The organism is Sphingobacterium zeae (assembly GCF_030818895.1).
GTDB lineage: Bacteria > Bacteroidota > Bacteroidia > Sphingobacteriales > Sphingobacteriaceae > Sphingobacterium > Sphingobacterium zeae.
In genome coordinates this window covers 3881784-3908781 of record NZ_JAUTBA010000001.1, presented here as the reverse complement: position 1 = coordinate 3908781, position 26998 = coordinate 3881784, and the positions used below count along the sequence as shown (strand labels likewise).

The 26998-nt window shown below is 41.7% G+C and carries 21 protein-coding genes; 16 read left to right on the top strand and 5 right to left on the bottom strand.

What is annotated here, in order from left to right; all coding sequences use genetic code 11:
• The first annotated feature begins 57 nt into the window (after window positions 1-57).
• From QE382_RS16460 to QE382_RS16435, 6 genes are all read left to right on the top strand, one after another.
• Window positions 58-1371, top strand: a complete 1314-nt coding sequence (locus tag QE382_RS16460; RefSeq protein ID WP_088161047.1) for an aspartate kinase — start codon at window positions 58-60, stop codon at window positions 1369-1371.
• 14 nt (window positions 1372-1385) lie between these two features.
• On the top strand, window positions 1386-2546 hold the full coding sequence (gene lysA / locus QE382_RS16455) for a diaminopimelate decarboxylase (protein ID WP_307186867.1): 1161 nt from the start codon (window positions 1386-1388) through the stop codon (window positions 2544-2546).
• A gap of 137 nt (window positions 2547-2683) precedes the next feature.
• The gene (locus QE382_RS16450) at window positions 2684-3442 is read left to right on the top strand and encodes a prolipoprotein diacylglyceryl transferase (protein WP_307186866.1); all 759 of its coding nucleotides are present in this window, start codon (window positions 2684-2686) and stop codon (window positions 3440-3442) included.
• Between the two features lie 5 nt (window positions 3443-3447).
• On the top strand, window positions 3448-3687 hold the full coding sequence (locus QE382_RS16445; RefSeq protein ID WP_046675824.1) for a hypothetical protein: 240 nt from the start codon (window positions 3448-3450) through the stop codon (window positions 3685-3687).
• An 11-nt stretch (window positions 3688-3698) separates the two neighbouring features.
• Entirely contained in the window at window positions 3699-5102 is a 1404-nt protein-coding gene (locus QE382_RS16440) for a radical SAM protein (RefSeq protein ID WP_307186865.1), read from the top strand.
• 120 nt (window positions 5103-5222) lie between these two features.
• On the top strand, window positions 5223-7556 hold the full coding sequence (locus QE382_RS16435) for a mechanosensitive ion channel family protein (RefSeq protein ID WP_307186864.1): 2334 nt from the start codon (window positions 5223-5225) through the stop codon (window positions 7554-7556).
• A 46-nt stretch (window positions 7557-7602) separates the two neighbouring features.
• Here the strand turns inward: QE382_RS16435 and QE382_RS16430 are convergent, their stop codons facing one another.
• Window positions 7603-8442, bottom strand: coding sequence for an AraC family transcriptional regulator (locus tag QE382_RS16430; protein WP_307186863.1), 840 nt, complete (start codon window positions 8440-8442; stop codon window positions 7603-7605).
• Between the two features lie 108 nt (window positions 8443-8550).
• Here QE382_RS16430 and QE382_RS16425 point away from each other — a divergent pair, with 108 nt between their 5' ends.
• Window positions 8551-9465: an AEC family transporter gene (locus QE382_RS16425; RefSeq protein ID WP_307186862.1), complete on the top strand. Its 915-nt coding sequence runs from the start codon at window positions 8551-8553 to the stop codon at window positions 9463-9465.
• Between the two features lie 59 nt (window positions 9466-9524).
• Here QE382_RS16425 and purL read toward each other — a convergent pair whose 3' ends face one another.
• On the bottom strand, window positions 9525-13256 hold the full coding sequence (purL, locus tag QE382_RS16420; RefSeq protein WP_307186861.1) for a phosphoribosylformylglycinamidine synthase: 3732 nt from the start codon (window positions 13254-13256) through the stop codon (window positions 9525-9527).
• A 196-nt stretch (window positions 13257-13452) separates the two neighbouring features.
• Here purL and pheT point away from each other — a divergent pair, with 196 nt between their 5' ends.
• The 5 genes from pheT to QE382_RS16395 all read left to right on the top strand — a co-directional run bounded on the left by pheT (window position 13453) and on the right by QE382_RS16395 (window position 19193).
• Window positions 13453-15849: a phenylalanine--tRNA ligase subunit beta gene (pheT, locus tag QE382_RS16415; RefSeq protein WP_307186860.1), complete on the top strand. Its 2397-nt coding sequence runs from the start codon at window positions 13453-13455 to the stop codon at window positions 15847-15849.
• A 40-nt stretch (window positions 15850-15889) separates the two neighbouring features.
• Window positions 15890-16195: a hypothetical protein gene (locus QE382_RS16410; RefSeq protein WP_209575649.1), complete on the top strand. Its 306-nt coding sequence runs from the start codon at window positions 15890-15892 to the stop codon at window positions 16193-16195.
• 58 nt (window positions 16196-16253) lie between these two features.
• Entirely contained in the window at window positions 16254-16544 is a 291-nt protein-coding gene (locus QE382_RS16405) for a cell division protein ZapA (RefSeq protein ID WP_046675831.1), read from the top strand.
• 367 nt (window positions 16545-16911) lie between these two features.
• Complete coding sequence (gene rny, locus QE382_RS16400; protein WP_293880924.1) at window positions 16912-18465, top strand: ribonuclease Y; 1554 nt, start codon at window positions 16912-16914, stop codon at window positions 18463-18465.
• Between the two features lie 200 nt (window positions 18466-18665).
• Complete coding sequence (locus QE382_RS16395; RefSeq protein ID WP_307186859.1) at window positions 18666-19193, top strand: DUF962 domain-containing protein; 528 nt, start codon at window positions 18666-18668, stop codon at window positions 19191-19193.
• A gap of 151 nt (window positions 19194-19344) precedes the next feature.
• Here QE382_RS16395 and QE382_RS16390 read toward each other — a convergent pair whose 3' ends face one another.
• Window positions 19345-20670, bottom strand: a complete 1326-nt coding sequence (locus QE382_RS16390; RefSeq protein ID WP_307186858.1) for an ABC transporter permease — start codon at window positions 20668-20670, stop codon at window positions 19345-19347.
• Window positions 20663-21598 carry an ABC transporter ATP-binding protein gene (locus tag QE382_RS16385; RefSeq protein ID WP_307186857.1) on the bottom strand — a complete coding sequence of 312 codons (936 nt, stop codon included), beginning with the start codon at window positions 21596-21598 and terminating at the stop codon, window positions 20663-20665. The genes QE382_RS16390 and QE382_RS16385 overlap by 8 nt, the downstream gene beginning before the upstream one ends.
• 373 nt (window positions 21599-21971) lie before the next feature.
• On the opposite strand from QE382_RS16385, the gene yihA reads away from it, so the two are divergent.
• The 3 genes from yihA to QE382_RS16370 all read left to right on the top strand — a co-directional run bounded on the left by yihA (window position 21972) and on the right by QE382_RS16370 (window position 25231).
• On the top strand, window positions 21972-22613 hold the full coding sequence (yihA, locus tag QE382_RS16380) for a ribosome biogenesis GTP-binding protein YihA/YsxC (RefSeq protein WP_307186856.1): 642 nt from the start codon (window positions 21972-21974) through the stop codon (window positions 22611-22613).
• Window positions 22614-22619: 6 nt separating this feature from the next.
• Entirely contained in the window at window positions 22620-23474 is an 855-nt protein-coding gene (locus QE382_RS16375; RefSeq protein ID WP_307186855.1) for a UbiA-like polyprenyltransferase, read from the top strand.
• Between the two features lie 80 nt (window positions 23475-23554).
• Window positions 23555-25231 (top strand): PNGase F N-terminal domain-containing protein, encoded by a 1677-nt coding sequence (locus QE382_RS16370; protein WP_307186854.1) that lies wholly within the window; start codon window positions 23555-23557, stop codon window positions 25229-25231.
• A gap of 77 nt (window positions 25232-25308) precedes the next feature.
• Here the strand turns inward: QE382_RS16370 and QE382_RS16365 are convergent, their stop codons facing one another.
• Entirely contained in the window at window positions 25309-25767 is a 459-nt protein-coding gene (locus QE382_RS16365) for an Lrp/AsnC family transcriptional regulator (RefSeq protein WP_370877880.1), read from the bottom strand.
• A 160-nt stretch (window positions 25768-25927) separates the two neighbouring features.
• Between QE382_RS16365 and QE382_RS16360 the strand changes: the two genes are divergently transcribed.
• The gene (locus QE382_RS16360; protein ID WP_307186853.1) at window positions 25928-26995 is read left to right on the top strand and encodes a PLP-dependent cysteine synthase family protein; all 1068 of its coding nucleotides are present in this window, start codon (window positions 25928-25930) and stop codon (window positions 26993-26995) included.
• The last annotated feature ends 3 nt before the right edge of the window (window positions 26996-26998 follow it).

Genomic DNA, 26998 nt, shown 5'->3' with positions numbered 1-26998 from the left:
ATAAATTCATGAATTGCCTATATTGGCTCACAGAAATTTAATAATTGTAACTTCAGTATGAAAGTTTTAAAATTTGGTGGTACTTCCGTGGGGAGTGCAGCACGTATCAAAGGGTTGTTGGATATTGTAAACCCTGCTGAACGTCAGATCGTCGTGTTGTCCGCAGTTGCTGGAACGACAAATGCTTTGGTTGAAATCGGTCAAGCTTACACAGCAGGTAAGAAGGATGAAGCTAAAGATTTGGTCAAGAAGCATAAGGATAAGTACGAAGACCTTATTAAAGAACTTTTCAGCACTGAACAAGGTTATAAAAATGGTAAAGAATTGATCGATTACCATTTTAATCTAATTTCTACCTTAGCCAATGAATTATTTACACCTATTGAAGAAAAAGTTATTCTGGCGCAAGGTGAATTGATGTCTACTGCTCTATGGCATTTCTATTTGAACGAAATCGGTATAAAATCCGTGTTGTTACCAGCCCTGGATTTTATGAAAATTGATGAGGATAATGAGCCGATGGTGGAATACATTGGCGAAAAGCTAAGCCATATTTTGGCCCAGAGTCCAGAAAATACCTTATTTATCACGCAAGGTTTTATTTGCCGTAATTCTTTTGGTGAAATCGATAATTTGCGCCGTGGAGGTTCAGATTATACGGCTTCCTTGATCGGGGCAGCAATCCGTGCGGAGGAAGTTCAGATCTGGACGGACATTGATGGGATGCACAATAATGATCCTCGTGTTGTCAAAGGAACAACACCGATTGCACACCTGAGCTTTGATGAAGCTGCAGAGCTGGCTTATTTTGGTGCTAAAATTTTGCATCCACAATCGGTATTCCCAGCGCAAAAATATAACGTTCCAGTTCGGTTATTGAACACGATGGAACCCAATGCAAAAGGGACATTGATCAGTAAAGACGGTGCACAGAAAGGTTGTATCCGTGCCATTGCCGCGAAAGATGGTATTACGGCAATTCATATCCATTCGTCGAGAATGCTACTTGCCTACGGTTTCCTGCGCCGTGTCTTTGAAATATTCGAGCGTTATAAAACACCAATCGATATGATCACAACGTCGGAAGTGGCGGTATCATTGACGATTGATGATACCACAAATTTGGCTGATATCATCAAAGAAGTGGAGGATTTTGGTTCAGTAACAGTGGATGGTGATCAGACCATTGTATGCGTTGTAGGGGATTTTGGTTTGAATAGCCACGGCTATGCCGCCCGCGTACTTGATGCTGTAAAACACCTTCCAGTTCGTATGATTTCTTACGGTGGTTCAGACTTTAACGTCTCTATTCTATTGAATTCAGATCATAAAACTGAAGCATTACGTTCATTGCACAATCGTTTATTTTAAGATTAGGTTTTTATATGATAAATACAGGTATCGCGGCGAAGTTTGCAGAGAAAGAAACGCCGTTTTATTATTATGATCTGCATGTGTTAAACAAGACCCTGGAGGCTGCGCATGCTGCTTCGCACAAACGGGGATTTCATGTTCATTATGCATTAAAGGCCAATTTTAATGACGAGTTATTGAAGGCGATTCAAGCGGTCGGCTTTGGTGCGGATTGTGTGAGCGGCAACGAGGTAAAGAAAGCCATTGAATGTGGCTTTGATTCCAAAAAAGTTACTTTTGCAGGAGTTGGTAAATCCGATAAGGAAATCAATTACGCGCTCGATCAACATATCTTCGCGTTTAATGTTGAATCCATTCAGGAGCTTGAGGTCATCAATGAGCTTGCCTCAAAGAAAGGTGTAAAAGCGAATGTAGCTTTACGGATCAATCCAAACGTGGATGCACATACCCATCATTATATTACAACAGGGCTTGATGAAAACAAATTTGGTGTGCCCAATGCCGATTTGGAAAAATGTGCAACCGTGCTTAAAAAATGTGAGTCTATTGATTTGGTAGGCCTTCATTTTCACGTCGGTTCACAGATTACGGATATGACCGTATTCAAAAGCCTGTGTGTGAAAGTCAATGAATGGAAAAACTGGTTTGAAGAACGCGGTACACAAATCCGTGTATTGAATGTCGGTGGCGGACTGGGGATAGATTATAAAAATCCGGATGGGAATACAATTCCCGATTTTGAAGCCTATTTTGATATTTTCGACCGCTTTCTGGAGCGTACAGCACAGCAAGAAGTGCACTTTGAATTGGGACGGGCTTTGGTTGCGCAATGCGGAAGCTTGGTAAGCCGTGTCTTGTATGTCAAAAATGGTGTCAAGAAGAATTTCTTGGTATTGGATGCCGGAATGACTGAATTAATGCGCCCAGCTTTGTATCAGGCCTACCATAAAATTGAGAATATCAGTGCGGTGGACACTGTAGAATCCATTAACTATGATGTTGTTGGACCTATCTGTGAATCTTCAGATTGTTTTGGTAAGGAAGTACCACTTCCGGTCTCGAAACGTGGCGACTTAATTGCCATTCGTTCTGCAGGCGCCTATGGAGAAGTGATGGCCTCGCGTTATAACCTCCGTGAGGAAATACGGTTTGTGTATAGCAATCAGCTTTAATAGCTGTCGTAAAATAATTATTCTTAAGCCAGTCCATTTCTCGGACTGGCTTTTTTTGTTTTTAAATGCTGGCGTCCTGTCTGCTTGGCAAGCAATTTTGTTTATCATTTTGTTGATCGTCTTTCGTATACTTGTTTATGCTTGTGCTAATTGAATTTCCGGTTACGATAGATTTGTTTGGAAAAACATTTCTCTTACATCCTTTTATGGAAGGGTTGGGGATGTTTATAGGGATGCGTTATTACCAACTGCTCAAGTGGAAGGATGAGGAAAGTTTAGGGCATACCAATTCACTTCTTATTGTTATTGCTGCCGGCTTAGGCGCTTTAATCGGCTCGCATATTATCGGTTCCCTCGAGCGTCCGGCTGAGTTGCTCAATGCGACACATAAATTGACCTACATCTGGGTGAATAATACGATAATCGGTGGTTTGGCAGGAGGTTTGGTTGCCGTAGAAGGGATGAAAAAGATCATGGGTAAAAAAGAAAGTACCGGGGATCTGATGGTATTCCCCCTGATTGTCGCCATCGCAATTGGTCGAGTTGGTTGCTTTTATACAGGAATCTTCGAACAGACCTATGGCCTCCCTACCGAATGCCCACTTGGGATGTATCTCGGTGATGCTTATAAACGTCATCCCGTGGCGCTATATGAAATTGCATTTCTGCTCCTTTTATTTACTGCGCTCCAATGCTTTAAAACACGCTACAATTATCATAAAGGGGTATTATTTCAGCTTTTTATGCTTAGTTATTTTAGTTTTCGTTTCCTTTTGGACTTTATTAAGCCACGGGCAATTATACTTTTGGGGCTAAGTACCATACAAATTACCTGCATCGTGGTGATAATTTATTATATTTATTTATTAAAAAATGAACGTTTCATCAAAAAATAGGAATCATGTATTTGCTTGAAGGATCATTTGGATCGGAAAGTACCGCGATGTTGGGACTTTTTCTTCTTACTATAGGTGCTATTGTGATTGGCATTGCACTTTTGGTTATTATTATCGGCTCGATTATTAAAGCAGGTAATAAGGAGTCGAAGTTTAATGTCAATCCCTGGCTTAAAGTATTGTTGGGCGGAATTGGAGCAATGCTGGCAGGAGGGCTTGCCTGCGGACTTACCTTTATGAACTAGAAATCAGAACGATGCCAGTAAGAAACTATACGTACTACGACTATACCATTAGCCTATGTCCAACATGCCTTTCGCGTGTGGGTGCCAAGATTATTATCGAGGATGAACAGGTATTTATGACTAAAAACTGTCCCGATCATGGTTTTTTCAAAACGCTGATTGCGACGGATGTTGACTATTATAAGAACATTCGGAATTATAATAAAGCCTCCGAAACACCGTTGAAATTTGACAACGAAGTACATTATGGCTGCCCATACGATTGCGGTTTATGTGTAGATCACGAGCAGCATAGCTGCTTGTCCATTGTTGAGGTGACCGACCGTTGTAATTTGACCTGCCCAACTTGTTACGCCATGTCGTCGCCCCACTACGGACGACATCGATCACTGGAGGAGATTGAGCGTATGTTGGATAAAATCGTAGCAAGTGAGGGCGAACCCGATGTTGTGCAGATCAGCGGCGGGGAACCAACCATTCACCCTGATTTTTTTAAGATTTTAGATATCGCAAAAACGAAACCCATCAAGCATCTGATGCTCAATACGAATGGTATCCGGATTGCCAATGATCCCGGTTTTGCGGAGCAACTTGCCACCTATGCGCCCGAATTTGAAATCTATCTCCAGTTCGATTCCTTTCGCCCATCGGTGCTTGAGAAATTTCGGGGTAAAGATCTTTCGGATATTCGAAAAAGGGCTATTGAAAAATTAAATGCACTCAATCTAAGTACAACCTTGGTCGTCGTCTTGGAAAAAGGAACCAACGATGATGAAATAGGGGAAATATTGGATTATGCCTTACAACAGCGATGCGTTAGGGGGGTAACTTTCCAGCCGGTTGAAATTGCGGGTAGAAATGCGACCGATGCGCATCATCATAAAATGACGCTTACTGAAGTACGTCAAGAAATATTGAATCAATGTCCATTGTTGGATCCTCATGATATTATCCCTGTACCTTGCAATCCAGATGCGTTGGCTATGGGCTATATATTGAAGATAGGGGATGAGCGGATACCGTTAACCCGACATATTGATCCCGCACTGCTATTGAATAATCAGTCCCGCAACACCATTGTCTATGAGCAGGACAAAGGGGTACAGATGCAGTTGCTGGATATTTTTAGTACAGGAATTTCCGTAGACAGCGTCAAACCAAAAGTTAATCAGCTGCTTTGCTGTCTGCCGGAGGTTTGTGCGCCCGATCTCGACTACGATAACCTTTTTCGCATCATCATCATGAATTTTATGGATGCTTACGACTTTGACGTTCGCGCTGTCAAAAAGTCCTGTGTGCATATTGTCAATAAAGATTTGAAGATAATTCCATTTGAAACAATGAATTTATTTTATCGTGATGATAAATTGAATCGTCTGGAAGAACTTAAATTATCAGACGCTATTCGATTTTAGTGTTAGATAAGCTATTTTTGTCGAACAATGAAGGTCAGGTCATTTTCTGGATTTTCCAGCTGCGTTTGGGGCACTTGGCTTATGGATCGGAGCGGAAAAAACGATAATAAAGTAAGCAGTATGAAATTGGGGATTTTTAAGCATTTAGTTTTTGTTGTCAGCCTGTTGGCTTTTCAGTTGCAGGTCTATGCGCAAGATTCAGTTCAATTGAGGCGAAGTTGGAGCATTGATCGGACGTCGCATGTCAACCAAAATAGACGACCCAGTTCGGATTCAACCCGTGTCGGAAGCGATTCGTTGCGCAATGACCTGAAGAAGGTTAATCTGACTTTTTTAGCTAACATCCGCACATCGTCGCTAGCCGAATTTGTCGCGCAGTTGAATGAAAAGTCCAACGCTTACATGGGCACGACTTCGGGATCAGCGAAAGATAGTATTGCTGCAATAAAAAATAGTATTCAGGAAGAGATCCGACAGCTTAAGTCCATTAAAGGGAGTATCAGTAATTATTCAGCCAGTCTCAACGGTGCGCAAGATCAAATCAGAAACCTGATCAGCCAGTACGATATCAACGCCAACAACCATAGCCGTGCATACCAGTACCTCGATAACGCGCAGGCTAAACTTGCGGTTAAGATGGACTCCCTAGAGCAGATCAATCGGACCATCGATGAACTGATTGTAAAGAATCAACGGCATTTGGTTCGATTAAATGGTGTTCATGAGCTAAAAGGGGATATTAAGCAGGTAGATACCGTAGCAGGCAAGCGTTCAATCTGGAAAGCGAATACGACTGCAATTTCAAAGGATGTGCTACTCAATAATATCCGTACAAATTACAGCAATAATAGATCGATCGATAAATATGTCAATCGGACAGACTGGGCGAGCCGTATCCTGCTCATTATACTGGGCTTGGGCTATTGCTATTGGATAGCACGGGTGTCCTATATCCTTAGACAACATGATCCTGAACATCAACTTGCTGTTGACGCTATTGTCGGGAAGACAATAATTTTTCTACTGACTTTATTGCCTTTTGTAAACTTTTTTACGCCGAGTTTTATTTTGCAGGCTTCCCAGTTGATCATCCTCTTGATCTTTATGTTTTTACTGAGACAGCGTATGACGGGGCTACAGCGTAAAATAGCCATTATTCTCATTGTATTCTATGTACTTGATATTTTTGTCAATATCATTGTAAGTGATGATCTCTTCCCGAGGATCATATGCATTGTTTTTAATCTGATTGCTCTTGGACTCGTCAGTTATACAAAACGGCGCATAAAAAATGCGCAAAGTCCGGGATACATCAGCAATTTTATCTATGTTATTTTCGCTATTTTAAATATTACGGCAATAACATTGAATGTCATTGGTCATGTCGAGTACTCTCGAAGTTTCAGTATAGCCTGTGCCGTGGGTTTGGTGCAGTCGTTTACATTACAATATTTCGCAGATATGATTAAGGCTGATGTACGTAATCAGTTTAAAAAAGATCGATTCACGTTGGGGTTCTGGATGCGGTTCAATGAACAGCGCACGTTGGTGATCATCACTCAATTCCTTCGGGTCGTTTGTATACTTTTAGCAATCATCGTGCTGGCCAATAATCTGCAGTTTATTGAAACTTTATTGGCCATTAGTGAAGTCTTTTTTGGTAAAGTGCGCAGTATTGGTAGTATATCGTTCACATTGGGTAATCTTGTTGTGGCTATCTTACTGCTTTTGGTGGCGCAGTGGTTTCAAAAAAATATCAGTTTAATCGTACTTGGAGGCGAAGACGGCCAACTTAGCCAGGCCTATAATCAGAAGATGACGCTATTTCCGCTATTTCGGTTGGCGATTATTCTAATTGGATTTTTTATGGCGGTTTCTGCGCTGGGTATGAGTTTGGATAAACTGACCGTTGTCATTGGAGCGCTGAGTGTTGGTATCGGTCTGGGGATGCAGAATATCATCAATAATTTTGTGTCAGGTATTATTTTGGTTTTCGACAAGCCCTTTCGGGTAGGGGATCAAATTGAGCTTGCCGATAAAAAAGGGCGTGTTAAGGAGATCGGTATACGTGCCAGCGTTTTAAAAACGGGTGATGGTGCTGATGTTATTATTCCAAACGGTGATTTGCTTTCAGGAAGGCTTGTCAACTGGACCTTATCCCAAGAATACAGCAAGACAAGTTTTGTGCTCCACATCGATCGGAAAGCAGATTTGGATCAAGCCAAACAATGGATTAAGGACGCGATGGAAAGTAGCGCTCATTTTATCAAAGATATAGATAGCGGCATCAGTATACAGGATATCAGTGAAGAGATGATTTATCTGAGCGTGTCCGGCTGGGTAAACTCTGCTGGCAATACCTCAGCCTTTAAAAATGATGTATTACTCATATTATATAAAAAATTTGAAGCGGAGGGTTTGAAGTTCTACAGTGTGGTGCCGCCCAAAAGTTAATTCAATCCATTGACTTTCTGTGGACGAATGTATTCAATCTTTTGCTTTAAGGACTTGATTTAATCAGCTGGGTTCGGTAATACAACGGACTGAATCCTTTGGCACGTTTGTAGAAATGTGAAAGATGGCTCTCGTCTGTAAATCCGAGTTCTGCCGCAATCTGCTTCAGTGTGTAAGCCTTGGATTTTAGTCGGTTTTCGATAAGCTCGATTCGGTAGGTATTGATATATGACCTTAGGCTTGTGCCAAAGTTTTTCTTAAAATAGATACCAAAATAGGAAGGAGCGATATTGAATTTCTGAGCCAGGATACTGACTTTGAGTTTTTCAGGTGAAAAGATATAGCGATGGATGTAGGCCGAAATGGATCGATCACTATATAATTCATGCTGCTGGGGCAAACGTTGCGCCTCCGATATCTGTTTATAAAGCCCAAATATGGCAATAAGTTGGTCAAATAGCCAATCAGAATGCTGGCTAATAGCCGTATCAGCATATAGTCGGACAGCTTCCAGCACATGCGAAAAAATCAGACGATAATGTTCGTCAATATTCAATTTACGCTCCTTAAGGCCTTTATCGCTCATCAGCTCCATGACCCAGGAATAAAGCTTTTGGTTCCGTTTGTTCTGCAGGAAATAGCCGTCTGTAAACAAAATAAATAAGAAATGTGTCTTTTTCTCAATTTTAAAATAATGCATGTCTGCTGGACAAATCAGGAAGATATCGCCACGCTCATAATTCAGTTCAAATTTATTAATCACATGCGTTCCTCTACCCGAACGAATATAAACGAGCTCATAGTAATTCTGCTCATGCGGTGGCAGGTGAAAGCTATCCTCGATAAATTCACTGATCCGTAGCGGTTCAAACTGTTTTTTACGCATTACTTTTGGGGTCTGTGCATCGCTAAATATACATAAAAATAATGTATTTATACATGTGTTTGCCTGTTGTACTATCGCACCTTTGTGTCGGATAAAATGGTATGAAACATGGTTAATTTTATAATGATTGCATTTTGCATCGCGGCCGGCATGTTGTTGCGAAGAACAAATTTAATTCATTCCGAAGCACATAAGGGCATCAATACCTGGATTCTTTATTTTGCACTGCCAGCAGTATCTTTTAAATATATTCCAAAGATCGTATGGTCTTCACAATTGCTGTTTCCTGTATTTTCGACCATACTCGTTTGGGCAGGTAGTTGGTTATTTATGGAGCTATACTGTAAACGTAAAAACTATAAGCAACGTTCGCGCAGCAGTTTGGAACTGGCCGCAGGATATAGTAACACCTCTTTTATCGGTTTCCCCCTGATTATTGCTTATTTCGGTGAGACACAGTTACCCATAGCGATTATTTGCGACCAAACGACTTTTATCCTGCTTTCTACAGCAGGAATTATCAATGCGCTGAAAGCAAATTTACATGAGGGGGAAACTATTGATGCAAAATTTATGCTCCGAAAGCTGGTTAGCTTTCCGCCTTTAATCGGTTGTACTGCCGCCTTGCTGCTATCTCAATTTTTTGATCTATCCGTTGCCGAGCCATTTTTCGATAAGCTTGTTGCCACAGTGGGACCCTTGGCACTATTCTCTATTGGTCTGCAGCTTAAGTTTGATGGCTGGAAGCAGCAGGCATCGCAGATTAGCACTGCAATAACCTATAAATTGATTTTAGCACCGCTGCTTGTCTGTTTATTTGCTTTATTGTTGGGCGTAAAAGGTTCCATTGCAAGGATCAGCATTTTTGAAGCAGCCATGCCGACTTTGGTAACTTCAGGTATTATCGCCGAACAATATCATTTAAATACGAAACTGGTCAATTTGGTCATCGGCTTTAGTATCCTCGCGGGATTGCTGACCACCTTAGTTTGGGACTTTGCCCTTCGCATATTGTTTCCCTAATTGCCAGGTGCATGAAAAGAAAAAACTCCTTCGATACATGAAGGAGTTTTTTCTTTTGACTATTTGCTATGTGTATCAATCCATTGGCGCGCATTGACAAATGCTTCAATCCAAGGCGAAACTTCATCTTGGCGTCCTTTCGGGTAATTTGCCCAATGCCATTGGAAAATCGAGCGTTCAATATGTGGCATAGTAGCCAAGTGGCGACCAGTCTTATCACAGATCATCGCGGTATTATAATCTGAACCATTTGGGTTGTGCGGATAGTGTTCGTATCCATATTTTGCGACAATATTATATTGATCTTCAGCATAGGGAAGGTTGAATTTTCCCTCACCATGTGAAATCCAAACACCCAAAGTACTTCCGGCTAACGTCGATAACATCACAGAATTGTTCTCTTGCACCTTTACGGAAACGAAGTTTGACTCATGTTTTCCTGAAGTGTTGTGCAACATTTTTCCATGTACATCATGCTCAGGATTGATCATTTCGAGTTCCATAAATAATTGGCAACCGTTACATATCCCAACAGAGAGCGTGTCTGGGCGAGCAAAGAAATCCGTTAGCGCTTTTTTCGCTTTCTCATTGTAAAGGAAGGCTCCGGCCCAGCCTTTTGCTGATCCGAGTACGTCGGAGTTAGAGAAACCACCTACGGCACCGATAAACTGTATATCCTCCAATGTCTCCCGTCCTGTTATCAAATCTGTCATGTGGACATCCTTTACGTCAAAGCCGGCCAAAAACATGGCATTAGCCATTTCGCGTTCTGAATTCGAACCTTTTTCACGAAGAATGGCAGCTTTTGGACGTACCTTAGTACTGTCGATCACTGGTTTCTTACCATTGAATTGGCTTGGGAAAGAAAAGGTTAAAGGTTGTTTTTTATAGTTGTCAAAGCGTTCTTGTGCCGTACCATTTTTAGATTGCTTTGAATCCAAAAGGAATGATGTCTTAAACCATGCGTCACGGGTCGCAGCGACATCAAAGCTAAAAGAAGCCTCTTGATTTTTAACTGTTACCGTCTTTCCTTCGATCACCTGACCAATCTTTACAGCATCAACACCTGCATTCTGCATCCTGGCTTCGAAGGCCGTATCGTCTTTCGCCTGCAATAGCAGTGCGATATTTTCATTAAAAAACGCTTTTACGGTATCCGATTCATTTAACGCCGAAAGGTCATAGTTGGCAGCAAGGTTGGTGTCAGCAAAGGTCATTTCCAATAAGGTGGTAATCAAGCCACCCGATCCGACGTCGTGACCAGCTTCGATCTGTCCTTCTTGAATTAATTGCTGTACGGTATTAAAAGCTGTTTTAAAATAAGCAGGATCCTGAATGGTCGGTACTTGAGTACCTAATTTATTGATGATTTGCGCAAATGACGAACCGCCTAATTTGAACTGATCTTTTGATAAGTTGATGTAATAGATCGATCCAGCCGTTTTATTCAGTACAGGTTCAACCACTTTGGTGATATCCGTACAATTTCCGGCGGCAGAAATGATCAATGTGCCTGGAGCAATGACGTTTTCGCCGTTTGGATATTTTTGCTTCATGGACAAGGAATCTTTTCCCGTCGGGATATTAATTCCCAACGCGATGGCAAATTCCGAGCAGGCTTTAACAGCTTGGTATAAGCGGGCGTCTTCACCTTCATTATTGGCTGCCCACATCCAGTTGGCTGATAGGGAGATTCCTGCAAGGCCATTTTTGATCGGAGCAAATACAATATTGGAAAGCGATTCGGCAATAGCCGTTCGGCTTGCCGCAGCGGGATCCACTAAGGCAGCAATAGGGGAGTGACCTATTGTTGTCGCGATACCTTCTTTACCTTTATAGTCAAGTGCCATCACTCCGACGTTGTTCAACGGCAATTGCAATGGACCAGCACATTGTTGTTTGGCAACACGGCCTCCAACACAACGGTCTACTTTATTGGTTAACCAATCTTTGGAAGCAACAGCTTCCAATTGCAATACTTGGTTTAAGTAGCTTGGAATGTTGGCTGCGTCATAAGCAAGGTCAGCGTAGTTACGAACGACGGTTTTATCGCGCATAAAAGTTTTTGGCGATGAGCCAAAGAAATCTTCGAGCGCATAATCCATTGGTTTTTCACCCGTACTTTTTGATTCGAAAGTAAAGCGGTGGTCGCCAGTAACATCACCTACGGTGTACATTGGTGCACGTTCGCGATCGGCAACACGTTTTAAGGTGTCAATATCATCTTTAGCGATCACAAGTCCCATACGTTCTTGCGATTCATTACCGATAATTTCTTTTGCGGATAGTGTTGGGTCGCCTACAGGAAGTGCATCCAGGTCAATTAAACCGCCGGTCTCTTCAACAAGTTCGGAAAGACAGTTTAAGTGGCCACCTGCACCATGATCGTGGATAGAGACAATGGGGTTATGATCAGACTCCACTAATCCACGAACAGCATTCGCTGCACGTTTTTGCATTTCGGGATTGGAACGCTGAATGGCATTAAGCTCAATTCCAGAACCAAATGCCCCTGTATCTGCAGAAGATACAGCAGCGCCACCCATGCCGATGCGGTAATTTTCACCACCTAGGATAACGACTTTATCACCGGTTTTCGGTGTATGTTTTTTCGCTTGATCCAGTTTTCCATAACCAACACCACCCGCCTGCATAATGACTTTGTCGTAACCAAGTTTACGGCCATCCTCTTCATGCTCGAAGGTCAATACAGAACCCGTAATTAGGGGCTGACCAAACTTATTACCGAAGTCAGAAGCACCATTGGATGCTTTGATCAGGATGTCAACTGGGGTTTGGTACAACCATGGACGCTCTTGCATCGCATTTTCCCATGGACGCGTCTTGTTGAGTTCTTCTGCTGGCGCAGTTAAAGTGCCTGCCTGAAGGTCCAATTTATTTTGTTCCAATCGCGAATAAGCAGTCATATATACGGCTGTACCCGCCAATGGAATTGCACCTTGGCCGCCTGCCATACGATCCCGGATTTCGCCACCCGATCCTGTCGCTGCACCGGAAAATGGCTCTACAGTAGTGGGGAAATTATGCGTTTCAGCTTTAACAGATAAAACCGAATCAAAAGGTTTTTCTTCATAAAAATCAGGTTTGTCGGCAGATTTAGGAGCGAACTGTGTCACACGTGGACCTTTAACAAAAGCAACGTTATCTTTATAAGCCGAAACAATCTCGTTGGGATTGGTCTCAGACGTCTTCTTGATCAATTTAAACAGGGAAGTCGGTTGTTCTTCGCCATCAATGATAAAGGTACCATTGAAAATCTTATGTCTACAGTGTTCAGAATTGGCTTGTGAAAACGCAAATACTTCAGAATCTGTGAGCAAACGGCCTAACTTGGTCGAAAGTTGATTAAGGTAATCAACCTCTTCTGCATTGAGCGCTAGTCCTTCAGCTTTATTGTAGGCATCGATGTCTTTGATTTCCACTATCGGTTCTGGCGTGATGTTGACAGTATACATATCCTGCGTCAGCATGCTGAACTTTTGGGAAATCATTGGATCGAAGTCGATGAAATCTTCTGACACCGGCTGAAATTCTTCAATGCGAACAATGCCGTCAATGCCCATATTTTGCGTGATTTCTACTGCATTGGTACTCCAGGGAGTAACCATCGCGGCACGGGGTCCTACAAAGTAATGGTTAAGGTTTTGGTCGTCTAGTTTTTTGGCGTTGCCGAATAGCCAGTTGAGTTTAGTAATGTCTTCTTGTGATAAAGAGTTTACGCTTTGAACACCATATACAGTGTTCGATGGGTTCTCAAAGAAATGAATCATTATAAATGTTTGTTTTGAACGTTCTTCAAATTAAAGCACAAAGTTACATATTATTTTGGTGGAAATGATCGAATTTTGATTAAAAAATAGGTGTATATTTCCCCTGTTGCGTCGGGTTATAAATTCGTTTAACGGTAAATTGACGTTGGATATAAACGCAAATTTATCTAAGTTTGTGGATCAAATCAAATTCGAGATGAATATTTCATATAATTGGTTAAAACAACATGTTAATATAGATTCAACTCCAGAAGAACTCTCTTTAATTCTGACCAATACAGGATTGGAAGTAGAGGCTTTGGACGTTGTACAGAGTATCCCTGGTGGATTAGATGGCTTGGTGGTTGGTGAAGTGAAAACTTGTGAACAGCATCCTAACGCAGATAAATTGCGCGTAACTACGGTTGATGTCGGCGGACCGGACTTGTTGCACATTGTGTGCGGCGCTCCAAACTGCCGCACAGGCTTGAAAGTTATTGTTGCTACGGTAGGTACTACGTGTCATCCATTGACAGGGGAGCCTTTTAAAATTACTAAATCCAAAATTCGTGGCGAAGTTTCCGAAGGTATGTTGTGCGGGGAAGATGAAATTGGTTTAGGTACATCCCATGCAGGAATAGTGGAGTTGCCGGCTGAAGTGGCTGTAGGGACTTTGGTGAAAGAACACTTCAAGGTCCAGGATGATTACCGTTACGAAATTGGTTTAACACCGAATCGTGCAGATGCAGCTTCGCATTTGGGGGTTGCCAGAGATATTGCTGCACATTTTCGTACGCAACTTTTAAAGACAGATGTTTCTGCATTCGCGGCCGGAGAGGCTGAGGGAACGACAGTTGTCGTGGCAGATGCGCAGGCCTGCCCGCGTTACAGCGGTATTAATATTACTGGTGTTCGCGTTGGCGAATCTCCAGATTGGTTGAAAGAGAAATTAAATGTGATCGGTGTACGTCCGATCAATACTATTGTCGACGTAACGAATTATATCCTGCACGACTTAGGGCAGCCACTGCATGCTTTTGATGCCGATAAAATTGCAGGGAATAAAGTTGTTGTTCGCCTGGCGACAGAAGGTGAAAAATTTGTTACGCTTGACGGTGTGGAGCGTATCTTGTCTGCTGAGGATTTAGTGATCGCCGATACGGAAAAACCGATGTGTATCGCCGGTGTTTTTGGCGGCGCACATTCAGGTGTATCAGCCGAAACGACCAATGTATTTTTAGAATCGGCCTATTTCAATGCTGTTTCTGTACGGAAGACCGCTAAAAGGCATGGCTTAAAGACAGATTCTTCGTTCCGTTTCGAACGCGGTACTGATCCGAATATTACGGTTGAGGCGTTGAAACGTGCGGCATTGTTGATTCAGGAAATCGCGGGTGGAACAATTTCATCGACGCTCAAAGATGAGTATCCCGTCGAGGTCAAACCGTTTTCGTTCCACGTTAGCTATGCAAACGTGATTCGTTTGATCGGGCAGGCGATTCCAACGCAAGAAATTAAGTCCATTATTGTTGCACTTGGCATTGAGGTGGCTGCTGAAACGGAAGAGGGACTTGATGTGCTGGTACCGGCTTATCGTGTTGACGTAACACGTGAAGTAGATGTTGTCGAAGAGGTATTACGGATCTATGGCTACAATAATATTGCGTTGAAGTCGCAAATTAGGGCATCTTTGAATACGGTTGAAAAGCCGGATAAGGAAGTTGTCTTAAATCAATTGGCCGATCTGCTCATCGCCAATGGATTTCGTGAGATCCTATCCAATTCATTGACGAAGCTAGATTTTGTCGATGATATTGATACAGCGGTTAAGTTGTATAACCCATTGAGTTCGGATTTGGACACGATGCGTCAAAATATGGTTTTTTCGATGCTGAATGCGATTGAATATAATCAGAAGCGCAGAAATTTTGATCTAAAGTTCTTTGAGTTTGGTAAGACGTATGCATTGGATGGTGAAGGTTATAAAGAAACACAGCATCTTGTTTTTGCGATGGCAGGCAAAAATGAGCCAGAGCAATGGAATAGCAAGAAAGATGCGGTCAATTTCTATCATCTCAAAGCAGCCGTAGATACCTTTGTCAGACGGCTGAAAATTGAAGGTGTTCAGATACAAGATACGTCGAGCGCACATTTTGCCTATGGCTTGAACTATATGAAAGGCCAAAAATGCCTAGTATCTTTTGGTGCTGTAGCCCAGAGCGATTTGAAAAAAGCGGATGTGGAGGGGCAGGTTTTCTTTGCTGACTTTGACTGGGATGTTTTGATGAAAATCATTCGTAAAAACAGTATTCAGTATAAAGAAGTTTCGAAATTCCCGGCTGTACGCCGAGATTTGTCGCTATTGATCGATGAAAATGTAAGTTTTGATAAGTTACAATTTGTCGCTCAGAAAACCGAACGCAAGCTTTTGAAGGCCGTAAATGTGTTTGATGTGTATAAAGGTGACAAAATTCCGGAAGGTAAAAAGTCTTATGCTCTGAGCTTTATCTTACAGGACGAAGAAAAAACACTTAATGATAAGCAAATTGATGCGATAGTTCAAAAATTAATTGTTAATTTTGAGAAGGAACTAGGCGCGGAAGTGCGTGGTTAATGCGAGATACAACATTAATTGGTAATATTCAATTTATAATATGGCAACATTGTCTTCACAAATGAATCTGATCGTTGAGAAAACGAAAAATTTAATTCAATTGTGCGAAGTCTTGCAAGAAGAAAATGATTTGCTTAAATTAGAAGTACAATCTTTAAAAGTAGCTTTCGATGCGAGTAACGATAAGAGTAAGCAGTTGGAAGAGAAGGTTAAAGCACTGGCGGTGGCCCGTACTTTAGATTCAGAAACGGATAAAGATGCAATTAATGAAAAAATACTTGACACAAAACAAAAAATTAACGATTTTGTGCGGGAAATAGACAAGTGTATTAGTTTGCTGAAGTAGTGAGGATACGTGAAGTCGGATTCATTCAAACGAATACAACGTTAAAAAGCTCAAAGAAATGGGAGAAATTTCCATAAAAATAAATATCGCAGATCGTGTTTACCCGCTTCGTGTGGAGAGCGCGGAAGAGGAAGTAATTCGACATGCTGCGAAATTGATAAATGAAAAAGTAAAGGAATTGCAGGAAAACTATACTGTGCGAGATAAGCAGGATTTGTTGTCCATGTGTGTATTGCAATTTGCGACGCGTATGCTCAATGCCGAGCGACAGTCCCAAAATCACGAAGTGGGTTTGGAAAATTCAGTACAGGAACTTGATCAGTTGTTGACGGATTTCTTTAAAAAATAAATTTACGTTCTTTATATTTAGAGCTTAAACGACGAATTTGCCGCAATTAAATTCGGGTTGTCACTATTTTAAACTTAACGCTTCAATATTACAGGCGCAAAAAGATATAGGCCATTTTGCGAAAGCCATCTGGGTCACAATCTAAGCCTAATTATGTAATCTCGAAGTTTAATAATACATGATACCTGTTTAAATTTAATTGCGGTTTTTTTTTGTCATGAAGTCCTCAGGAGCGCATAGCGCTCTTAACCTATTGGCTAGATCAACTCTCAGGATTGAAAAGGACAATTGATGATTTTATGAGAATTGAAACACAGATTAGGATATAATTAATAAAAACAAACATAAATAATACAATTATACATACATGGACATCGCAATTTATAGCATAATTTCTCTGATTGTTGGTGTTGTTATAGGTCGTTATCTATTGGTTCTGTTGTTTAAAAAACAAGAACAGGAAGCCAAAGATAAGGTAAATAGCATACTGAAAGATGCAGAGCAGGAAGGGGAACTCATCAAAAAGAAACGCCTGTTGGAGGCTAAAGAGAAGTTCCTTCAATTAAAATCTGAACATGAAAAGGAAGTGAACCAACGTAACAATGCCATCAATCAAAAGGAAAATACGTTGAGACAAAAAGAGCAATCAATTAACCAAAAACTGGAAAACATCAACCGCGATAAGCAAGAGGTGGATACAAAGAAAAAGCAATTGGATAAGTTGGTTGAGTTGAATGAAAAGAAATCCGAAGAAGTAGAGTCCTTAAAATTACAACAGATTAAGCAACTGGAGAGCATCGCTGGCGTAACTGCCGACGAAGCAAGAAACCAATTGGTGGATTCTTTACGTGAAGAAGCGCGCTCACAAGCAATGATCCAAATCAAGGATATCGTGGATGAGGCAAAACTGACGGCTACTAAAGAGGCTAAGAAGGTAGTTATCCAAACGATCCAACGGACAGCTACTGAATCGGCTATCGAAAATACCGTTTCAATTTTCAATATCGAAAACGACGAAATCAAAGGTCGTATTATTGGTCGTGAGGGGCGTAATATTCGTGCGCTAGAAGCTGCAACAGGAGTTGAAATCATCGTAGATGATACCCCGGAAGCAATTATCCTCTCTGGTTTTGATCCGGTACGACGCGAAATTGCGCGTCTGGCTTTACACCGTTTGGTAACCGATGGTCGTATTCATCCAGCCCGCATTGAAGAGGTTGTCGCAAAAACACGGACTCAAATAGAAGATGAGATCGTCGAAATTGGCGAGCGTACAGCGATTGATTTGGGTATACATGGTTTGCACCCCGAATTGATCCGTATGGTAGGACGTATGCGTTACCGTTCGTCTTACGGACAGAATCTTTTACAGCACTCTCGCGAAGTGGCTAATTTTGCGGCAACAATGGCTGCAGAGCTTGGTCTGAATGTTAAGCACGCAAAGCGCGCAGGGTTACTTCATGATATCGGTAAAGTACCTGATGATAATCCTGAGTTGCCACACGCTATTTTGGGGATGCAACTTGCTGAGAAATACAAAGAACATCCCGATGTATGTAACGCCATCGGCGCTCACCATGATGAGATCGAAATGACAGCCTTAATATCTCCTGTCGTTCAGGCCTGTGATGCGATTTCTGGGGCTCGCCCGGGTGCACGCCGCGAGGTGGTAGAGAGCTATATTAAGCGGCTTAAAGAGCTGGAAGATCTGGCGTTATCTTACCCTGGTGTTGAAAAAACTTTTGCGATACAAGCTGGACGTGAGCTTCGTGTGATCGTGGAAAGTGAGAGAGTATCAGATGCGCAATCGGAAATATTGGCCGCGGATATTTCTAACCGTATCCAAACGGAAATGACTTATCCCGGACAAATTAAAGTAACTGTTATCCGCGAGACGAGATCGGTGTCTTACGCAAAATAGACAGTTCAAGCTCAACACGAATAAAAAAGCTCCAATCAGCAGATTGGAGCTTTTTTATGATCCGAAAAATTCAATTAAATCTGCTCCGTTATGAGGTTGTAGTTCACGAAGGTGCTTCATGACTTACGGCAGACCTAAAAATAGCGAATATTATTAGTGTAAAGGGGTAAGGCATGCACAATATTTGTTAAATTTGCCGAATGAAACAAAAGAAGAAAGTGCAAGAACCCGAACCTTTACGCCCCGTAGACAAGTATTTTGCGGAGCTGGATGCTAATTTTCAGGATCCAACTAACCGTCTGATTCAGGCCATCTTTTTACCTTTATTATTTTTTGGTATCATGGGTGCGATCTGGATGATTCCATTTCCGCAATTTGAATTCCTGGTAAAACTCAATTGGCATACTTTTTTAAACTGGGGCTCTTTCTTCATTGCTATTGTCATTTATTATTATTTAAAGCTGTCGGCAACCTTATCTTATGCGATATTATTCTCCATTGGGGGTATGAGCTACTTTATCGTACAATTGGAGCATGTGCAGCGGGATGGTGGGCCAGCGGTCATTTGGGTGTGTCTTGGCATCGCACTAATTTCTATTATAGCCTTATTTCTCGGAAAAGGGAAGGAGAAAGGAAATATTACCGGGCAGCAGTTTCTCCAATTTTTATTGGTTGGACCGATATGGTTGTGGCATTTTGTATTTAAAAAATTGAAATTAAGATACTAGTTGAACGATCCTGAGGTGCCGATCTTGCACAGTAGGATCGAAGCTAATGCGTGAAACTATCAAAAAAGCCAAATTGCTTGCAATTTGGCTTTTTTGAGCTTTGGCAATACCTGTGTCGCATTTATCGCGATGTAGTTGCTGCTGTCCGAAGCTAACTTTTGTAATTAAACCATTTGATAATTTCCTTTAGATTTGCCTTCTTACCATAGATCAGGATGCCTACGCGGTAGATCCGTGCTGCAACCCAAGTCACCAATAGGAAGGTTACTATGAGCAGTGCCAATGAGGTGAGGATCTGCCACAAAGGTACACCGAAAGGTATGCGTACCAGCATGGCAATAGGTGAGGTGAACGGAATAAAGCTCAACCACGTTGCTATTGGACCATTGGGATCATTGATAATAACGCCGAAAGAAAGGATGTACGTTAATAACAACGGCATGGTAATGGGCATAGAGAATTGATTGGCCTCGGTTTCATTATCGACAGCAGAACCGGCTGCTGCGAAAATCGCACTGTACAATAGATAACCAGCGATAAAAAATAGAAAGAAAAAAATGATGACTTCGGTAAAGTTGAAGCTCTGTATCGAACTAAGGATGGCGGCTGATCCATTTTGCGCCATCGCTTTTGAAACGGTGCTCATGTTACCACCTCCAGGCTGGCTCGCTGCTACCTCCTGCATGTCCTGAGGATTAACAAATAAGATCGTTGCGGTAATAAATAGTCCACCCGTAAGCAACAGCCACATGACAAATTGTGTCAGGCCAACCATACCGATTCCGACAATTTTGCCCATCATGAGCTGAAAGGGTTTGACAGAGGAAATAATAACTTCGATGATGCGATTGCTTTTCTCTTCGATGATGCCTCGCATGACCTGCGCTCCATAGAGAAATAATGATAGATAGACTAAGATGGCCAAAGCAACGCCCAGACCCATCGCGATGGCGGTATTGCTGTTCTTTTCTTCACCGTCGGCTGTTATTTCTTTGGCATCAATGGCCACTTTAGGTTTAATCGATTGGATGATGGTTAGGTCGATCCCCTTGGCTTTGTACTCCTTTTCACGGATGATTTCTTCCAGTTGCTCGGTAATGATCTCCTGTGTGACAAAACTGGTCTTTCCGCTCGTAATAAGCTCCGCTTTTTGGCTGGATAAAATGTCTTTGGGAATATAAAGGATCGACTGTTTTGCTTCACTTTTCGCAAGCTGCGCTTTTTGTGCTTGGAGACTTAGTGGGCTAACTGTATAACTTACATTTTTATTACTTTGGAGTTTGCTTGCAAAGTCGCCTTGTTTATCTAAGACAAAGACTTCGGTGTGCGAATCTTTAAAGCTCTTTTTAGTGAGATAAAACATGCCTGCATATAGGGCGAAGAAAAACAGTGGCACGGCAAAGGTCATGACAATAAAGGATTTTTTCTTAACCCTAGACAGGTACTCTCTTTGGATAATAAGTAATATTTTATGCATGATTGTTGGCTATTGGTGAGGCTTGTGTAACTTTTTGAATAAAAATATCGGCCATCGAGGGGACAATTTCTATGAGTTGATTGAGCTGTATCTGGGGTATTAAATGCATTAACACTTCATTGATATGAATGTTGTTATTTAACTGAATTGTAGTGATATATGTTTTGTCGATCATTTTTGTGTCGATGACTTCAAACTGGGGGTTAAGGGAGAGAAGAAAATTATCTTCGGCTGTTGTATATTCTAGTTTATAGGTTTGATTACGGTATTCTTTTTTAATGGTTTGCACAGCACCATCCAATATTTTTTTTGATCGGTTGATCAGGGCAATATTATCACAGAGTTCTTCTACGGTTTCCATTCGGTGCGTAGAGAAGATGATGGTTGCACCTTCTTGATTCAAACGGAGTATCTGTTCTTTTATGATATTGGCATTGACCGGGTCGAATCCTGAAAAGGGTTCATCCAGTATGATCAATTGCGGTTGATGGATAACTGTAGCAACAAATTGTACTTTCTGCTGCATTCCCTTGCTAAGGTCTTCTATTTTTTTGTCCCACCAGGAGGTGATGTCCAAACGTTCGCACCAATCTTGAATGCGCAGCAGTGCTTCTTTCTTGTTAAGCCCTTTTAGTTGTGCCAAATACAGCATTTGATCGCCAATCTTCATTTTTTTGTATAACCCGCGCTCTTCTGGTAAATAGCCGATTTGAGCAATGTGCTTAGGGCCCAAAATCTCGCCATTAAACAATATTTCACCAGAATCGGGGGCTGTAATTTGGTTTATAATACGGATTAGTGATGTTTTTCCGGCACCGTTGGGCCCCAGTAGTCCAAAAATTTTCCCTTTGGGAATTTGAATGGAAACATCGTCCAATGCCCGGTGATTGGCGTAATCTTTGGTGACATGATTGATTTCGAGTAACATGTATTGAAGGTTTGATTTTAATTCTTACGTTGAGTTTGATAAAGCTATGCTATCGCTTATTGACTGATTGCTATTGATAGGTTAGTATCATTTACCGCTGAATTGTTACAGCACTGCATAAAAATTTGTTTTGAGCGATATTTAAATCTTAGAGGTGTACCGGCTTCTTGTATTGGCACGATGGTAAATATTCCGCTCACGATGTGACTTTTTCGGCAGTGGCGTAGTCATTTCGACAGTTCCTAGAATGGAAAGTTAAAAATAATTGCGCACATTTTGATCCTCATCTTATAAAATGGGACATAAAGCTTTTTTATGGCATAGAAGCCGTACAAATCTTGTCAAAGGGATTGATTTAACGTACCTTTGCTCCATGGAAGTGAAAAAAGCCGAATTTGTGTGTAGTAACACGAGAGTTGACAAATTACCAGCACCAACTTTGCCGGAGTATGCTTTTATCGGACGTTCGAATGTCGGTAAATCATCATTGATTAATGCGATGACCAACAAAAAAGGACTTGCCAAAACCTCTCAAAAGCCAGGTAAGACCCAGTTGATCAATCATTTTATCATCGACGACACGTGGTATCTGGTGGATTTGCCAGGATATGGTTTTGCCAAAGCCTCAAAGACGAGTCGTAATGAATGGGAAAAATTCATCCGCAGATACTTAACTCACCGGGATAATTTGCAATGTGTTTTCGTGTTGGTGGATAGCCGACATGAACCACAAAAGATTGACCTGGATTTCTGCTATTGGCTTGGGGAATGCGGATTGCCCTTTATGTTGGTTTTTACGAAAGCCGATAAGCAATCAGCTGTGAAATCCGATGCTAATGTTGCGAAGTTTAAAAAATCATTGCTACAATGGTTTGAAGAGGTACCACAGATTTTCCTTACTTCGGCGGAAAAGAAAATGGGGCATGAGCCTATTTTGGATACAATTGCTGAAGTTAACGGCCGATTTGTTCCCCCTGAGCTGGATGGAAACGGACAGTTTCAGCCTAGATTTTAAGTTCGAATGAAAAAATATTTGTCTTTAGTTTTATTTGCACACAGTGTATTTGCATTGCCATTTGCCTTTATCGGCTTTTTTTTAGCATTGCATACAACGGAACATGCCTTTTCGTGGAAATTATTAGTGCTGATGCTTGTATGCATGGTAACGGCTCGTAATGCTGCTATGGCATTCAATCGCTATCTGGATAGAGATATTGATGCGATAAATCCAAGGACAGCCATGCGTGATATTCCTGCGGGAAAGATTTCAGCGAATAATGCGCTGGTTTTTACACTAGTAAATTGCCTCATTTTTATAGGCGCGACGTACTTTATCAATTCGCTTTGTTTTATGCTGTCGCCAGTAGCACTTTTTGTGGTACTTTTCTATTCTTATACGAAGCGTATAACACCGCTATGTCACCTTGTATTGGGGGCTGGACTCGGGTTGGCGCCAATAGGAGCCTATATGGTGATTACCGGGCAGTTTGCAGCAGTGCCGGTGCTTTATGGCTTTGCCGTGCTGACCTGGGTAAGTGGATTTGATATTATATATGCGTTGCAGGACGAAGCGTTTGATCGGGCCAATCAGCTTAATTCTATACCCGTGTGGTTGGGAACGAAGGGAGCGATGCGTGTTTCGGAAGGTCTGCATGTGTTATCTTTTATCTTTATTTTAATACCAGCATTTTTGATGCCGGTAGGTTGGATTTATTATCTAGGTGTGGCTTTTTACGGTGCCTTGCTGATTTACCAGCATACCCTGTTTTCATCGACTAATTTAAGTCGGGTCAATCGCGACTTTATGACGACCAACGGGTATGCCTCCGTGATTTTTGCGGTATTCTACCTCTTGGATATCTGGTTGATCAAATAAACGTTTTAGCATAAAATAAGAAAGGCTTTAGGAATTCCTAAAGCCTTTCTTATTTTTGCATCTAAACCAATACACATGCTATGAAGAAAAGTATTCTTTTTATGTCTATTTTATGTTTGTCATTGTCTTCGCAGGCGCAAAAGCTGTCGAGTTATGTCATTCAATATAATCAAAGTTTCAATGGGAATACAGCTGCCAATCAAAATGCCATCCTCGTCTATGCCAATAAAAAGGAAACTTTTGTTAGTTCAGCGAAAGAAATGCAGGGAGAGTTGGCGCCGCCATACGAACGGGTTGTGGTGGAGCGTGCCCGAGGAAATGCCGTACTTAAAATTGCTAAACTCAAAGATGGATCAATCATTCTAACCAAAGATTCGCTCGCACTTTCGAAGCAAAAATTTAACACGACAAACGAGACTAAAACAATCTTGGGCTATCCCTGCAAAAAAGTGGAGACCAGCATCAATTCCAATACAATAGAAGTTTGGTATACCGATAAATTAGGCGTAAAAGGTGCACCCACGGAACTTGGTCAGGACCTTGGTTTGGTACTTGAGGTAATCCGCAATGGGAATACACGGACTTTTGCCACCAAAGTAGAAAAGGTCAAGACGATACCAGATCAACTGCGGTTAAAAGGAAATGAAAAATTGTACGATGAACTCTCGTATAAAGATCTGATCTGGAAGAATCGTTTTATCCAAATACCTGTTTTTCGGAAGGAGTGCATACGTTTTGCGGATGATGTAAAGTCGGATTCTATTTTGCGTTTTGCCAATGGGACTGTTTTGGTAAAAAAGGTGAAAATCCCAAAAATAAAGACTAGCGATAATGTATTTGTGCAGTTGGTCGAACAATCGAAGGGTGATGCCTATGACCGTACGGGATCAGTTTTTATCATCCCGACCAACAAGGCGCAAAGCTTTTTGGATGGCATGAAAAATGGTATGGGTACCCTGCCTACGTACGAAAATGGAAATGGTAAAGCTTATCAAGGCGTTGTGAAAACGCCATCTTTTGAGCCTATTGTTGAATTGATGCGTTTCTTTACACCCTTTGGTGTTAAGCAGTTTAACTATCTTCAGTTAAAGGATAAGGTTTGGCAAGACTCGGTACTGTACCGTCAGGACGTGACGGAACTGGCTGGTCTGTTGAGCGAGCAGGAAGTCTATGTAGGCGCCTTCATTGGCAATTATGATAAAAACGGACATGAGGTGAGTGTGGAGCTGACGGTGCATCCGGGTTTCGATGCCGATTCAAAAGGCAGTCTGAAAAAGACGATGTCTTTATTTACGACGACCAACGTTATGGAAATGGGCGGTCAGGAGTATGGATCTATGTTTGATAAGGAGAAAGGTCTTACTATTTCGTTTCATTTGGACCAGGACGCTAAAAACGTGCAATTACGCTACATTACCACAGGGCATGGAGGCTGGGGCAATGGTGATGAGTTTGTGCCGAAGGAAAACCGCATTTTCCTAGACAATTCATTACGCTTTAAATACACGCCGTGGCGTAATGATTGTGGCTCGTACCGTTTGTCAAACCCAGCTTCAGGCAATTTTGCCACAGGTCTGTCTTCATCCGATCTAAGCCGCTCCAATTGGTGCCCGGGTACCGTAACACCACCCATCTACATTGATCTGGGGGATTTAAAAGCCGGTGACCATACAATGCAGGTGCAGATTCCACAGGGAGCTCCTGAAGGAACAAGTTTTAGTAGCTGGAATGTGACAGGAACCTTGTTGTTCGATTAATTAGTTTTTCATTGCTGTCATATGCAATAATGCTATTGCATATGACAGCAATATTCCTTGGGTTTTTAAGACAAAGATTAAAGGGGGTAGGCCGTCTCGCTTTTAGTTTCTGATAATACAAAGTAGGTCTGTACGGTATTTACTTGCGGTAGTACGGCCAGACGATGCCGCAGAAAAATATGATAAGCATCCATATCTTTAGTGGCGATACGCAACATAAAGTCGTAAGAACCCGCCATTTGGTAGCATTCCATCACCTCGGGAAATTTAGCGACTTCTTTTTCGAATTCATTCAACACTTCAAAAGTATGCGCCTTGAGAAAGACCTGAGAAAAGGAAATTAACCCAATGCCTATCTTGTGGCGGTCCAAAATTGCCACCGTTTTTTTGATGTAGCCCAACCGCTTTAGCTTTCTAACGCGTTCGTGAACGGCTGCAATGGATTTATTGAGTTCAAAAGATAGCGCTTTGTTGCTCAGTGATGCATCCTGCTGGAGGAGACGCAATAATTTTACATCGATTTCATCTAATTCCATAATCTGAATATTTTCGGTACTGCTGTAAAAATACACTATTGTTCTGTATTATTTACTGTCTTTAATATTGTTTTACTTAATTTTTATCGAAATTAAAGTCATATATTGAATATTATCTTGTCAATAGTCAATTTTGCAACAGAATAATCATTTATTAAAAATGGCTGAACAAGAATTATTAAGCGCGTGTTTGTCGCCTACGTTGGACAAGAGATTCAAACATCTTTGGAGATTGGTAGGAAATACGCCTATGCTGGAATTGCAGTATACATATAGCGGTAAACCAGGGCGAATTTTCGTAAAATGTGAGAACTACAATTTAACGGGCAGCATAAAGGATAGGATGGCGCTGTATATTTTGTATAAAGCGTATATGAATTGTCAGATCCGCCCCAGTGATGTGGTGATTGAAGCGACAAGTGGCAACACCGGGATTGCGTTTTCAGCAATCGGTAAAGCGCTTGGTCATCAAGTAAAGATTATTATGCCAAACTGGCTGAGCAAGGAGCGTACTGATATTATCCGCAGTATGGGCGCCGATATTCAGCTGATAAGCAAAGAAGAAGGAGGTTTTTTAGGTAGTATCCGTTTAAGTGAGGAACTTGCTTCGAAAGGTGGCGTTTTTCTGCCAAGACAATTCGAAAATCAATATAATGCTGAGGCGCATGAGAAAACCACAGGTTACGAGATTGTGAAGCAGTTGGAAGAGCAAGGATTGGTGGCGGATGCTTTCGTTGCTGGTGTAGGAACGGGGGGTACGGTCATGGGGGTAGGCAGAAGCTTAAGAAAGGTCAATCCAAATGTCCGCGTTCATCCATTGGAACCCGCAGAAAGTCCAACATTAACCACAGGGCATAAGGTGGGGTCGCATCGTATCCAGGGAATTTCCGATGAGTTTATTCCTGCAATTGTGGATCTAAATGAACTTGATGCTGTTGTTTGTGCCAACGATGGCGATGCCATTATCATGGCACAGAAGTTATCGCGCCAATTGGGACTGGCTGTTGGAATCTCCTCAGGTGCAAATGTGATCGGAGCGATTAAATTACAGCGTGAGCTGGGCGATGAAGCTGTTGTAGTGACCCTGCTATGTGATGACAATAAAAAATACCTCAGTACTGATTTAGTGAAAGAGGAACCTGTAAAAGATGGATACCTTTCTACGGACATAGATTTTTCAGGTTTTCAACCAATTTGCAGATTGCCAAACCCAGTATTTGGTGCTTAAAAA